Source organism: Pseudarthrobacter sp. Y6 (assembly GCF_050156205.1).
Classification (GTDB): Bacteria; Actinomycetota; Actinomycetes; order Actinomycetales; family Micrococcaceae; genus Arthrobacter.
Genome location: NZ_CP189574.1, coordinates 2206109 through 2219820 on the forward strand (window position 1 = coordinate 2206109; position 13712 = coordinate 2219820).

A 13712-nucleotide genomic window follows, 5' to 3' on the forward strand; every position below is an offset into this window, starting at 1 on the left:
CCACGGTCCAGGCACGAAGAGCAGTGCCGGCAGCCAGGCTGCCGGCAGTACAACAAGGAAGAGATACGAACTTTGAGCAGCCACTACGACGTCCTCGGAGTCTCGCCGGAAGCCACCGGGGAAGAGATTAAGAAGGCCTACCGCAAGCTGGCCCGCACTCTGCACCCGGACGTAAACCCCGGGGACGATGCATCGGACCGCTTCAAGGCCGTGACCCACGCCTATGAGGTACTTTCGGACCCGCAGAAGCGCCGGATCTATGACACCACCGGCAATGAGAACGGCACCGACAACGGGTTCGGCGGCGCCGGATACTCCGGCCAGGGCTTCGCGTTCCAGGACATCTTTGACACGTTCTTCGGTGCCGGCGGCTCCTCCGGCCCCGCGTCCCGGGTCCGCCGCGGCCAGGACGCGCTGATCAGTGTCCGGATAGAACTCCGCGATGCGGTGTTCGGCGTCAACCGGAAACTCGAAGTGGACACCGCCGTCACCTGCCCCACCTGCAACGGCTCATGCTGCCGCGAAGGAAGCCACCCTGTCCGCTGCGATATCTGCGGCGGTAGCGGCCAGGTCCAGCGCGCGGTGCGCTCCATCCTGGGCCAGGTCATGACGGCGGCCCCGTGTGGCAGCTGCGAAGGCTTCGGAACAGTCATCAAGGACCCCTGCAACGAATGCAGCGGCCAAGGCCGCATCCGCAGCCGACGGTCCCTCACCATCAAGGTGCCGGCCGGTGTTGCCACAGGCACCCGAATCCAGCTCTCCGGACAGGGCGAAGCAGGCCCGGCCGGAGGACCTTCCGGGGACCTGTACGTGGAACTGCGGGTCAACAATGACGCCACCTACGCCCGTGATGGTGACGACTTGCACGCAACGCTGCACATCCCGATGACTGCCGCCGCCCTGGGCACTGAGCTGTCACTGGACACCTTTGACGGGCTGCAGGAGATCGACGTCAAGGCGGGGACGCAGTCCGGGGAGATCATCACGCTCCGTGGACTCGGGGTGACGCACCTGCGCGGTTACGGCCGGGGGGACCTGATGGTCCATCTGCAGGTGGAGACGCCGGCCAAGCTGGATGCCGCGCAGGAGGATCTCCTGCGGCAGTTGGCGAAGCTGCGGGGCGAGCAGTTCACGGAAGGCAAGCTGGCTGCCAGCGGCGGCGTCTTTGCCAAGCTGCGGGACCGGTTCGGTAACCTGTAGCGGTGAGCAATCCCGTTTTCTTCAGCGGTGCCGGGTCGCTGGACGAGCTAGTGCCCGGTGCCCGTTTTGTCCTTCAAGGGCCGGAGGCACGCCACGCCGTGACCGTGAAGCGGATCACTCCCGGAGAGGCGGTGGACATTGCTGATGGCGCCGGAAAGCGGCTGACGGGAACTGTCGTTTCGGCGTCACCCGCAGAGCTCACCGTTGAATGCTCCGCACTCGTCGTGGAGGACCAGTCCGATATCCGGCTCGTGCTGGTCCAGGCCCTGGCCAAGGGGGACCGCGACGAACTGGCCGTGGAAACGGCAACTGAACTGGGGATCGACGCCGTAGTCCCTTGGCAGTCCGAGCGATCAATTGTCCGCTGGAAGGGTGAGCGCGCCGCCAAGGCCCACGCGAAATGGCAATCCGTGGTCACTGCTGCCGCCAAACAGGCACGCCGCGCCTGGATCCCCGAGGTGCGGGCCGCCGTCGAAACGCCTGGCCTTGCGGCGGCCGTGGCGGCAGCGGATCTGGCTGTAATCCTGCACGAAGACGCGGTCCGGCCGCTCCGTTCTGTCCTGGAATCATGGCAGGCCACCCAGGCTGCCGCCGGGCCCCTGGAAATTCTGCTCATTGTTGGCCCGGAAGGCGGCATCAGTCCCCGCGAAGTCACCCGGCTTTGCGACGCCGGGGCCGTGACGGCGCTCCTGGGACACCACGTCCTGAGGTCATCCACGGCCGGGCCGGCAGCGGTTGTTTTGGCGAGCGATGTACTGGGACGCTGGACTGCCCCTGTATCCTGAGGCCGCCTGCTGCGCGGTCTGCTACCGGACGTTGAAGTTCCGTGTATCCACATTCAGCTCCTGGCCACTGCCGGCCGCATCCACCTGCGAAACGCGGAGCTCGTAATTTCCCGAGGAGAGGCTAAGGGCAAGGGTGAACAGTCCGGTCTGTGCCGCCTCGGCGGCTGCAGTGGTCTCCCCGGTCAGGTAGGGCGTCTTGTCCCCGTTCGCTTCGGCCCGCTGGATCTGCCAGCGGAGCTTACCGCCGGGTACGGTGCTGCGGCCGGTGATCTTGACGCTTCCGCCGGCCATGTCCGTCCCTTCCTGCGGATCGATGATCCATACGGGCGCCACCATCCCGACGGCGCGGGACATGGGAGCGCCAAGCTGGACGTGGTCGAAGGCAACGTAATCGGTGTGGCTGTCCACCAGGATCCTGACCTGGATCTGCTGGCCGGAATCGATCAGGCCGGAACTCGCTGCCGCTGCCGTAGCCGTGAAGACCAGTTGTTGGATGGCGCGGCCGGCCATGTCGGCGTCGAGATTGCTGTTAAAGGCATCCTCCGAGACGTCGACGGTGATGACATTCTTGCCGGAGATGGACGAGGCGAGTTTCTCGGGATTCTGCCAGGGCGTGAAGAAGTCCGGGTCCAGCGGCTTCTCGGACATCATGGCCCGCAAGGCACGGGTCACCGGATTCTCCTGCTCCGGAACGTCCCGGAATTCCCGGTACAGGAACACGTTGCTGTTGCTCCGGCCAATCCAGTAGACCGGTGCCTTATTCGAAGACTGCGTGGTTTCCAGGGGCGCGCTGGTGGAGGGTGCCCCGGGGGAGGCGGTGGCGGCAGGGCTGGAGTTTGCCGTGAGGTTGGGCTCAGGGCTGGGGTCCGCGATACAACCGGTGAGGAGGAGGAAGGCTGGCAGGAGACACAGGAGGCGTTGCGGGCGGAAACGCGGCGCGGCGCGTACGGCAGTGAGGGGGGTCGCTGTTTCCGGCACTCTCGTGGCCCTGTCCTTCCTGGCTGTGAAATGGTGAGGCGTGGGCCTCGTGAGCCGGTCCCCGGACGGCCCTGATTTCCAGCATCGCATAGCCAGCCCCGGCAAAAGGACCGGATCCGGGCCGCCGGCACAACTGCAACGGGAACGATATGAGCCTGATATGAAGTTGATACCTAATGACGCCAACCATCCCGCAGCAAGCCGGTGACGGGAGCCCTTGCCGGACAACGCCGGGCGCTGCCGGGAGGTGCCTCCTGGCGTAAGATGGAAGGACTCCGCTGGCTCCTGCGTGCTCGGCAACAGCCCGCCCACGCAGCTGCCGGTGGCACTTAAGTTTCGAACTGGAGGAGACCACGGGCCTGCGGGCCAGCACCATGACTGAATCAGCGAACGGAAAGCGCCGGCTCAACACTGACCGTGCCGCCGGAGAATTTCCCCATTCACTTCCCGGTGTCCGGACGGAGGTGGTTCTCTTTGACAACTCCGATCAGATGGTCCAATCGCTCGGCAGCCATGATGAGGCCTTGCGTTACATCGAAGAACAGTTCCCGGCCGTAAACTTCCACGTCCGCGGAAACGAGCTGTCCATCAGCGGTCCCGCCAACGAAGTTCCCCGCATCATGCGGCTGCTGCATGAAGTGCGCGGCCTCGTGGCCCGTGGCACGGTCATCAGCCCCGCGGTGTTGCAGCAGCTCGTCGCGTTGCTCCGCAGCCAGTCCCTGCAGAACCCTGTGGACGTCCTCACCCACAACATCCTCTCCAGCCGGGGGAAGACCATCCGGCCAAAAACCCTGAACCAGAAGAACTACGTGGACGCGATTGACGCGAACACCGTGATCTTCGGGATTGGCCCTGCAGGCACGGGCAAGACGTACCTTGCGATGGCCAAGGCTGTCCAGGCACTGCAGCAGAAGGAAGTCAGCCGCATTATCCTGACCAGGCCCGCAGTCGAAGCCGGCGAACGGCTGGGGTTCCTGCCGGGCACCCTGAGCGACAAGATCGATCCCTACCTGCGCCCGCTGTACGACGCGCTGCACGACATGATGGACCCCGAGTCCATCCCGCGCCTGATGGCTGCCGGGACCATCGAAGTGGCGCCGCTGGCTTACATGCGTGGGCGCACGCTCAATGACGCCTTTATCATCCTGGACGAAGCGCAGAACACAACACCGGAACAGATGAAGATGTTCCTCACGCGTTTGGGCTTCGGGTCCAAAATGGTGGTCACCGGAGACGTCACCCAGGTGGACCTTCCCTTCAGCACCCGCTCCGGGCTGCGGATCGTGGAAGGGATCCTGCAGGGGATCGAGGACGTGAACTTCACCGTCCTGGATTCCACAGACGTGGTCCGCCACCGTCTTGTGGGTGACATCGTGCGCGCCTACAGTCTCTGGGATGATGTCCAGCGGAACAAAGTGCAGCACTCGGTAAGCCGGGAAAAGCGGGGGGAAAACGCATGAGCATCGAGGTAAACAACGAATCCGGCATCCAGGTTGATGAAGCGGAGCTCGTGGCACTGTCCCGGTACGTTTTCGAACAGCTGTACATCCACCCCCAGGCTGAACTCTCCATTCTCCTGGTGGATGAACCGGCCATGGAAAAGCTCCACATCGAGCTCATGGACGAGCCGGGATCCACAGACGTGCTCTCGGTCCCCATGGACGAACTGACCCCAGGCACGCCGGACCGGCCCACTCCGCAAGGGATGCTGGGTGACATTGCCGTGTGCCCCCAGGTAGCGCAGGTTCAGGCCGTCGACGCCGGGCACTCCCTGCAGGATGAGATGCTGCTCCTGACCACCCACGGGATCCTCCACCTGCTGGGCTATGACCACGCAGAGCCCGAGGAAAAGGAAGAGATGTTCGGCCTCCAGCGCCAGCTGCTCTCCGGCTTCACCGGCAAAGACGCACCCGCCGAGACTACTCAGTGACGCCCCTGCTCCTTGTCGGCATGGCCCTGGCGTTCCTCAGTACAGCAGCACTCCTGACAGCAGCCGAGGCCGCGTTCACGTTTCTTCCCCGGCATAACGCCGAAGACGCCCTGCTGAAAAGCCGCGGAAACGCCATGAAGCGCATCCTGGCCCAGCCGGTGGCCCATATCCGGGCCTTGCGGTTCTGGCGGGTCTGGTTCGAGATGGCTTCAGCCGTGGCGGTGGCCGTCCTGCTCCACAGCCTGCTGGACAATGTCTGGCTGGCCGGGCTGGCCGCCACCGGGATTATGGCCCTGCTCGGTTTCGTAATCGTCGGAGTTTCCCCGCGGCAGATCGGCAGGCTCCATTCGGCCGCAGTGGTCCGGTACACGGCATCGCTGATCAGGTTCCTGACGTGGGTCCTCGGTCCCATCCCCGGGTGGCTCGTGGCGCTGGGCAGTGCCGCCGCTCACGGCGCCCCGGCGGGTGATGACGCGTTCTTCAGCGAACAGGAATTCCGCGAACTCGTGGACCGCGCATCTGAATCCGACATGATCGAAGACACCGAAGCGGAAATGATCCAATCAGTCTTTGACTTCGGCGATACCCTGGTGCGCGCCGTGATGGTGCCCCGGACGGATATCCTCAGCATCGACGCCGGCTCCAGCCTCAGGCGTGCCATGTCGATGTTCCTGCGTTCGGGCTATTCACGGATCCCCGTGATCGGCGACAACACGGACCAGATCCTCGGAATCGTCTACCTCAAGGACGTCGCGGCGACGCTTCACGAGCTGGGACCCGACGACGAACAGCCCCCGGTCGAAGCCCTGGCCCGCGAGGTCCGGTACGTCCCGGAGTCCAAACCGGTGAGCGACCTGCTGCGGGAACTGCAGAAGGAGTCAACACACGTTGCCATCGTGATCGACGAATACGGCGGCACGGCTGGCCTTGTCACCCTCGAGGACCTCATCGAGGAAATCGTCGGCGAAATCGTGGACGAGTATGACACCGAAAGCGCCGAGGCCGTGGCCGTAGGCGGCGGTTCCTACCGAGTGAGTGCCCGGATGAGCATCGACGACCTCGGAGAACTGTTCGACATAGAGCTCGACGACGACGAGGTTGACACCGTGGGCGGGCTGCTGGCCAAGGCCCTGGGCCGCGTTCCCATTGTGGGCAGCCGCGTGGAGGTGGGCGGCATCTCGCTGCTCGCCGAACGGCTCGAGGGCCGCCGCAACCGCGTCAGCCACATCATTGCGGCAGCAGTACCAAAAGTAGACACTGACCTTGAAGACCTTCTCGACGAGGCGGAAGCAACCCAGCAGGGAGTTCCACGTGAGCAAGAAAAATAATCGTCCGGCCAACCCGGATTCAGCCGCAAAAGACTTCGGCGGCTACAGGGCAGGCTTTGCGGTCCTCGTTGGGCGGCCGAACGCGGGCAAATCAACCCTGACGAACGCCCTGGTGGGTCAGAAGGTGGCCATCACTTCCGCCAAGCCGCAGACCACGCGCCACACCATCCGGGGGATCGTGCACCGCGATGACGCCCAGCTGATCCTGGTGGATACCCCGGGCCTCCACCGCCCCCGCACGCTGCTGGGAAAACGGTTGAACGAACTCGTCGCCGACACCCTCGCCGAGGTCGACGCGATCGGCTTCTGCCTCCCCGCCAACGAGAAGATCGGCCCGGGCGACAAGTACATCGCCGCCCAGCTCGCCGCCATCGGCAACAAGCCTGTCATCGCGATCGTCACCAAGGCAGACACGGTGGACCGGCAGGCGCTCACCGAGCAGTTGCTCGCCGTCGCAGCACTGGGCCGGGATGTCATCGGCGAAGACGGTTGGAAGGACATCGTCCCTGTGTCCGCCACCGACGGGTTCCAGGTCGACACCCTCGCGGACGTCCTGATCAGCCACATGCCGGCGTCCCCGCCCCTGTATCCGGACGGGCACCTGACGGACGAACCCGAAGCTGTGATGATCGCCGAACTCATCCGGGAAGCGGCCCTCGAAGGCGTCCGCGACGAATTGCCGCACTCCCTGGCCGTCGTCGTCGATGAGATCGTTCCGCGTGAAGGCCGGCCCGAAGACCGGCCCTTCCTCGACGTCCGGGTTAATCTCTACGTGGAACGTCCGTCCCAGAAGGCCATCATCATCGGCAAGGGCGGTGCACGGCTCCGCGAAGTCGGCACTAACGCACGCAAGGGGATCGAGGCGCTGCTCGGCGCGCGCATCTACCTTGACCTGCATGTGAAGGTGGCCAAGGACTGGCAGCGCGACCCGAAGCAGCTGGTCAAGCTGGGCTTCTGACGCTGCCCTTTCGCCTTACCCCGGTCGGTCGTCGGGAAGTTCCCAGAATGGGCAACTAAAATAGGCCGGATTCAATTTTTTTTCGAGGAAGGTACATCACACATGGGGCGAGGCCGCGACAATCGCGAGTACGGAGCTGACGCGTCAGCCGGGACCGGTCCGGTGTCCCGCCACGCTGATGCCACCGCCGTCGGCGTTGCCAGGCATCTCGGATCCCGGAGCCGGATGCCGGCCTGGCTGAAAGTGACTACCGCAGTGGTCACCATCCTGGTGATCGGCGGTCTTGGCTTTGCCGGGTACTGGTATTTGCGGTTTCAGTCGAACATCACCACGGCGCCGCTGAACGCCGGTAGCACGGCTAACCCAGGGGGCGACAAATCGGACCGGATGCAGATCCTGATCCTCGGCTCCGATACCAGGGACGGCGCAAACGCGGAGTACGGCGCCGTGGAGGATTCAACAGGTTACGGCAAGTCCGACGTCATGATGCTGATGGATGTATCGGCCGACAACAAGCGCGTCAGCGTCATCAGCTTCCCCCGTGACCTGCTGGTCGATATTCCGGAGTGCACCGACCAGAAGAGCAAGCGGACGTATCCTGCCCGCAGCGGTGTCATGATCAACGAGGCCATGAATGAAGCCGGCATCGGCTGCGCCGTCGACACAGTCAACAAGCTGACTGGCCTGGAGATCGATCACTTCATGATGGCGGACTTCACCGCCGTGAAGGAGCTTTCCAACACTGTCGGCGGCGTTGACGTGTGCATCAGTGATGCCGTCTATGATCCTGACTCCCGGCTGCGCCTGCCGAAGGGCACGTCCGCCGTTAAGGGCGACATGGCCCTTGCCTTCCTGCGGACCCGGCATGCCTTTGCCGACGGCGGCGACCTGGGCCGGATCAGGGCACAGCAGGGGTTCCTGTCCTCCCTTACCCGAAAGATCAAGGACGACGGCACACTGTCCGACCCCTCTAAAATGCTGACCATTGCCGATGTTGTGACCAAGAACCTCACGGTGGATGAGGGGCTGGCCTCCGTGCCGTCGCTCGTGAGTATCGGAAGCCGGCTTAAGGACATCGATATCAGCAAGGTGGCGTTTGTGGCCGTGCCCACCACACCGGCAGTCACGGACATCAACCGCCTGCAGATTGCCGAGCCCGCAGGGTCCCAGCTGTTTGCGGCCCTCCGTGAGGACGTGGACCTCACGGATCCAACTGCACCCACCACGCCGTCCCCGGCGCCGACGGAAACGACAGCCCCGCCGACAGAAACAGCCCCGGCGGTGCCAGCGTATGAGAAGGCGCTGCAACCAATCACCGTGGCCAACGGCAGCGGTGTCCCGGGACGTGCCCGGGAAATGGTGCAGGCCCTGGTCGCTGGCGGCTTCACGCAGGCCGGGCCGTTTGAAGCCACGCCGGTTGCGCAGAGCGTTGTCTATTACGGCACGGAATTCGCCGACGTCGCAGCCGACGTGGCTACGCTGCTGGGGATCCCGGCCGCGCAAGTCCAGCTTGCACCTCGCGTCGCCGGAGTCCAGGTGTACCTTGGGACCGACTTCACCACCGGGGCAACCTACGGCGCCGGCGCGGGAGCTGCCCTGCCTGAGGACATCGTCAACCAGACGGCCGGCGATACCGTGTGCCAGCAGGCCAACCCGGTGCTGATCGTCCAGGACTGACGGCAGAACCGAGTAGACACAGAGAGGCGGGGCCAGTCGGCCCCGCCTCTCGGGGTGTCTACCGGAGGGTGATTACCAGATGCTGACGCGGGCGTCCTGCGGCATCCACATGCCGTCCTGCTCGGTCACGCCAAAGGCCTCGTGGAAGGCGTCCAGGTTCTTGGCGATGGCATTCGTCCTGAACTCGTTGGGGGAGTGGGGATCCGTGGCGAGCCTCCTGATGGCTTCTTCTGACCGAATCACCTGCCGCCAGCCGGCTGCCCAGGACGCGAAGAACCGCTGCTGCCCCGTCAGTCCGTCCAGCACCTCGGGTTCCCTGCCGTCGAGGCTGAGGAGGTAAGCCTTGTAGGCGATGGTCAGGCCACCGAGGTCGCCGATGTTTTCCCCGAGGGTCAGCTTGCCGTTGACGTTGTGCCCTGGTGCCGCGTACGGCGACAACGCGTCGTACTGTGCCACCAGCTTGGCCGTGAGTTCCTCAAAGGCCTTCCGGTCATCCTCGGTCCACCAGTTCCGAAGGGCACCGCCGCCGTCGAACTGCGACCCCTGGTCATCAAAACCGTGGCCGATCTCGTGGCCGATCACCGCTCCGATGCCGCCGTAGTTGACGGCGTCGTCGGCGTCGGCTGTGAAGAACGGTGGCTGCAGGATAGCGGCCGGGAAGACGATCTCGTTGAGCATCGGGTGGTAATACGCGTTCACCGTCTGCGGTGTCATGAGCCACTTGTTGAGGTCCACCGGCTTGCCCACCTCATCCAGGTGGCGGTCGACGTCGGCATTGTGGGCCCGCTCGATGTTCCCGAGGAGGTCCGTGGGGTCGATTTCCACGGCGGAGTAATCGATCCACTTGTCGGGGTAGCCGATCTTGGCGCGGAATGCCTCCAGTTTCCGTAGGGCCTCAGCCTTGGTTTCCTCGCCCATCCAGGCAAGGCCGGTGATGGACTGCCGGTAGGCCTCGATCAGGTTGGCCACCAAGGTCTGCATGCGGGCTTTGTGGGTTTCGGGGAAGTGCTTCGAGACATAGATCTGCCCAACGGCCTCACCGAGTGCAGCTTCCACGACGGCGACGGCCCGCTTCCAGCGGTCCTTGTTTCGGGGTGTGCCGCTGATGGTTGTTCCGTAGAAGGCAAAATTGGCGTCCACGAACTCGGAGGACAGGTAGGGCGCGGCGCCGTTGACGACGCGCAGGGCCAGCCACTCCTGCCACACGGAGAGCGGTTCGGACTCCAGCAGGCCTGCGGCCCCACTGAAGAAGTCCGGGGTGCTCACCACTATCTCGTTGCGTTTGTCGGCGTCGATCCCGGCAGCTTCGAACCAGGTGTTAAGGAGCGGGAACAGGGTGCCTGCTTCCTCAGCGGACTTGAGGTTGTAGGTCTTCTGCGGGTCGCGCAGAGTGACATTGTCCCAGTGGTGGGAAGCCAGGCTGGTTTCGAGGGCAACGACGCGCGCGGCCGCAGACTCCGGATCTGCCACTCCTGCCAGGGTGAACATGGTCCTGACATGCTCCTCATAGGCCTTGACCATCGGGGCGAACTTCTCTTCCCGGTAGTAGGACTCGTCCGGCAGTCCCAGGCCGCCCTGGCCGGTGTAGAGCAGGATGCGGTCCGGGTTGCCCGCGTCCGGAGCCGGGTAAATGTAGAAGAGCCCGGACACGTCTGACCGGAACAGCCGCCCGGCCAGGGCCACAAGGTCGGCAACCGTGGTGACGGCAAAAACGTCGGAAAGCCGCCCCTGGATGGGCTCCCTGCCCTTGGCCTCCACAGTGGCTTCGTCCATGAAGCTGTTGTAGAGCTCGCCGACTTTCCGTTCTATCCCGCTGGCGGCGTCACCCTTGGCGGCTGCTTCCTCGATGATGTCCCGGACCGCGATCTCCGCTCCGTCGCGCAGTGCGGTGAAAGTTCCCTCAAGTGGCCGGTCATCCGGAATTTCCGTGGCCTTGAGCCAGGACCCGTTCACGTGCTGGTACAGGTCATCCTGCGGCCTGACGGTGTGGTCAATGTTGGACAGATCGATCCCCGAGATGGGCACAGATGCTCCTTCGTGTGACGTGCCGCGGCCGGCGCTGGCACCGGCGCGGCGTCTGCATGTTGGACGATAAGGACGGTGGTGCTCTCACATCTTACGCACGCGTGCTACCCTCAAATGGTGCGCGCAGAGCTCCTTCTTCTTAGCTGCCGCGGCGAGGCCTCAGACGCGATTTAGCGCAAGGCCCATCCTCGTCGCGGAGTTTGTGTTGCCCGGCCACCTTTCAGATATGAACCACAGAAAAGGCCCCGATAGTAATGCGAAACGCACAGAAGACCTCCGGAATGCCAGCCCACCGCTACCGTCCGTTCCAGGATCAGATCACCGTTGAACTGCCTGACCGCACGTGGCCGGACAAGGTCATCACCAAGGCCCCGCGCTGGTGCGCCGTGGACCTGCGTGATGGCAACCAGGCGTTGATCGACCCGATGAGCCCGGCCCGCAAGATGAAGATGTTCGATCTGCTGGTCCGCATGGGCTACAAGGAAATTGAAGTTGGCTTCCCGTCTGCTTCGCAGACGGATTTCGACTTCGTCCGCCAGCTCATCGTCGGTAATCACATCCCGGACGACGTCACCATCCAGGTCCTCACCCAGGCCCGCGAGCACCTGATCGAGCGGACCTATGAGTCCCTGGTCGGCGCAAAGCAGGCGATTGTCCACCTGTACAACTCAACGTCCGTCCTGCAGCGCCGCGTGGTGTTCAACCAGGACCAGGACGGCATCCTGGACATAGCGCTCCAGGGCGCCCGGCTGTGCAAGAAGTACGAGGAAACCCTCGTTGACACGCACATCACCTATGAATACTCCCCGGAGTCGTTCACGGGAACCGAACTGGACTATGCCGTCCGGGTCTGCAACGCCATCGCAGACGTCTTCGAAGCATCCGCCGACAGCCAGGTCATCATCAACCTTCCCGCCACGGTGGAAATGGCCACCCCGAACGTTTACGCCGATTCCATTGAGTGGATGAGCCGGAACCTGCACCCGCGTGAAGGCATCATCCTGTCCTTGCACCCGCACAATGACCGGGGCACCGGCGTGGCCGCCGCCGAGCTGGGGTACCTGGCCGGCGCGGACCGGATTGAGGGCTGCCTGTTCGGCAACGGCGAGCGTACCGGCAACGTGGACCTCGTCACCCTGGGCCTGAACATGTTCGTCCAGGGCATCGATCCCATGATCGATTTCTCCGACATCGACGAGATCCGGCGCACCGTGGAGTACTGCAACCAGTTGCCGGTCGCCGAGCGTTCCCCCTACGGCGGCGACCTCGTGTTCACCGCTTTCTCAGGCTCGCACCAGGACGCCATCAAGAAGGGCTTCGAGGCGCTCGAGAAGGACGCTGCCGCCGCCGGCAAAGACGTTGCGGACTTCACCTGGCAGGTCCCGTACCTGCCCGTTGACCCCAAGGACCTGGGCCGCAGCTACGAGGCCGTGATCCGCGTCAACTCGCAGTCCGGCAAGGGTGGCGTGGCCTACCTGCTCAAGAACGAACACAGTCTGGACCTGCCGCGCCGCGCCCAGATGGAATTCTCCGGCGTCATCCAGAAACGGACTGACACCGTGGGCGGCGAAGTCAGCGGCGCCCAGTTGTGGCAGCACTTCCAGGACGAGTACCTGCCCTCCAGCCAGGCGGACGGCCAGTGGGGCCGCTACTCACTAGGTTCCGTCAGCACCGAAACTGATGACGACGGCGGGATGACCCTGCACGCATCGCTCACCGTTGACGGTGTCCAGGGCCGTCGCACGGGCACCGGAAACGGGCCCATCGCCGCGCTGTTGAGCATCCTGCGCGAGGACGGCATGGACGTCCGGGTGCTGGACTACAGCGAGCACGCCCTTTCGGAAGGCGGCAGCGCCATGGCCGCAGCCTACGTCGAGTGTGCCGTAGGTGAGCGGGTCCTGTGGGGCGTCGGAATTGATGCCAACACCAGCATGTCCTCCCTCAAGGCCGTCATTTCCGCAGTCAACCGTGCCATCCGGGATTCCCGCGCCTGATTCGGAATACGTTGCGTGCCGGGATTCCCGGCGCGCAACGCACCGGCATTGCCGGCTTTCCGGAACTCAGTGCGAAGATTAACCGTGGTCCAACAATCCTTTGCTGCCCGGTCCTACCGGGATGACGCCGTGGTGCTCCGTACCCACAAACTGGGCGAGGCTGACCGCATCATCACGCTGCTGACCAAGCACCACGGCCAGATCCGCGCCGTCGCCAAGGGAGTGCGGCGGACCAGCAGCAAGTTTGGAGCGCGGCTGGAGCCGTTTATGGTAGCGGACCTGCAGTTGGTCTCCGGAAAGTCGCTGGACATTGTCACCCAGGCTGTTGCCAAGGGCGCCTACGGCAGCAACATCGCCGCAGACTATGGCCGCTACACAGTTGCCGCTGCCATGACCGAAACTGCGGAAAAACTGACCGACGTCGACGGCGAAGCCGGCACCGCCCAGTACAACCTGCTGGTGGGGGCGCTGGCCTCGCTGAGCCGGGCCGAACACGCGCCCGGACTGATCCTCGATTCGTATCTTTTGCGGGCCCTCGCCACCGGCGGCTGGGCGCCGAGTTTTACCGACTGCGCCCGCTGCGGCCGGCCCGGCCCCCATACGGCGTTTTCGGCTCCGCTCGGCGGCATGGTCTGCGCTGACTGCAGGCCACCCGGTTCGCCTGCGCCGGCGGCGGAGACCGTCGTTCTGCTGGGCGCCCTGCTGACCGGGGACTGGACGACGGCGGATGGTTCGCAGGTGCCGCACCGCCGGGAAGCCGCGGGGCTGGTGGCCGTATACCTGCAATGGCACCTTGAACGTGTCCTGAAATCCCTCAAACATGTGGAGCGTGGCTGA

The 13712-nt window shown here is 64.4% G+C and carries 11 protein-coding genes; 9 read left to right on the forward strand and 2 right to left on the reverse strand.

The genetic code is table 11. The features are described from left to right. Positions 1-72: 72 nt before the first annotated feature. Both dnaJ and ACQCSW_RS10570 read left to right on the forward strand, forming a co-directional pair. The gene (gene dnaJ, locus ACQCSW_RS10565) at positions 73-1200 is read left to right on the forward strand and encodes a molecular chaperone DnaJ (protein ID WP_426985701.1); all 1128 of its coding nucleotides are present in this window, start codon (positions 73-75) and stop codon (positions 1198-1200) included. 2 nt (positions 1201-1202) lie between these two features. Continuing rightward, positions 1203-1985: a 16S rRNA (uracil(1498)-N(3))-methyltransferase gene (locus ACQCSW_RS10570; RefSeq protein ID WP_426985703.1), complete on the forward strand. Its 783-nt coding sequence runs from the start codon at positions 1203-1205 to the stop codon at positions 1983-1985. A gap of 21 nt (positions 1986-2006) precedes the next feature. Here ACQCSW_RS10570 and ACQCSW_RS10575 read toward each other — a convergent pair whose 3' ends face one another. Continuing rightward, the gene (locus tag ACQCSW_RS10575; RefSeq protein WP_426985705.1) at positions 2007-2963 is read right to left on the reverse strand and encodes a GerMN domain-containing protein; all 957 of its coding nucleotides are present in this window, start codon (positions 2961-2963) and stop codon (positions 2007-2009) included. 374 nt (positions 2964-3337) lie between these two features. On the opposite strand from ACQCSW_RS10575, the gene ACQCSW_RS10580 reads away from it, so the two are divergent. From ACQCSW_RS10580 to ACQCSW_RS10600, 5 genes are all read left to right on the forward strand, one after another. After that, positions 3338-4423 carry a PhoH family protein gene (locus ACQCSW_RS10580; RefSeq protein ID WP_111907640.1) on the forward strand — a complete coding sequence of 362 codons (1086 nt, stop codon included), beginning with the start codon at positions 3338-3340 and terminating at the stop codon, positions 4421-4423. Then, positions 4420-4893 carry an rRNA maturation RNase YbeY gene (gene ybeY / locus ACQCSW_RS10585; protein ID WP_426985707.1) on the forward strand — a complete coding sequence of 158 codons (474 nt, stop codon included), beginning with the start codon at positions 4420-4422 and terminating at the stop codon, positions 4891-4893. The genes ACQCSW_RS10580 and ybeY overlap by 4 nt, the downstream gene beginning before the upstream one ends. Continuing rightward, the gene (locus ACQCSW_RS10590) at positions 4890-6221 is read left to right on the forward strand and encodes a hemolysin family protein (protein ID WP_426985709.1); all 1332 of its coding nucleotides are present in this window, start codon (positions 4890-4892) and stop codon (positions 6219-6221) included. The genes ybeY and ACQCSW_RS10590 overlap by 4 nt, the downstream gene beginning before the upstream one ends. Then, entirely contained in the window at positions 6205-7179 is a 975-nt protein-coding gene (gene era / locus ACQCSW_RS10595; RefSeq protein ID WP_354250246.1) for a GTPase Era, read from the forward strand. Before ACQCSW_RS10590 ends, era begins: the two co-directional genes overlap by 17 nt. Positions 7180-7281: 102 nt before the next feature. Continuing rightward, entirely contained in the window at positions 7282-8856 is a 1575-nt protein-coding gene (locus ACQCSW_RS10600; RefSeq protein ID WP_426985712.1) for an LCP family protein, read from the forward strand. A 72-nt stretch (positions 8857-8928) separates the two neighbouring features. Here the strand turns inward: ACQCSW_RS10600 and ACQCSW_RS10605 are convergent, their stop codons facing one another. Continuing rightward, positions 8929-10881 carry a M13 family metallopeptidase gene (locus ACQCSW_RS10605; RefSeq protein ID WP_426985714.1) on the reverse strand — a complete coding sequence of 651 codons (1953 nt, stop codon included), beginning with the start codon at positions 10879-10881 and terminating at the stop codon, positions 8929-8931. 254 nt (positions 10882-11135) lie between these two features. Here ACQCSW_RS10605 and leuA point away from each other — a divergent pair, with 254 nt between their 5' ends. Both leuA and recO read left to right on the forward strand, forming a co-directional pair. Beyond that, positions 11136-12875, forward strand: coding sequence for a 2-isopropylmalate synthase (leuA, locus tag ACQCSW_RS10610; RefSeq protein WP_426985716.1), 1740 nt, complete (start codon positions 11136-11138; stop codon positions 12873-12875). Positions 12876-12959: 84 nt separating this feature from the next. Continuing rightward, on the forward strand, positions 12960-13712 hold the full coding sequence (gene recO / locus ACQCSW_RS10615) for a DNA repair protein RecO (RefSeq protein WP_111907633.1): 753 nt from the start codon (positions 12960-12962) through the stop codon (positions 13710-13712).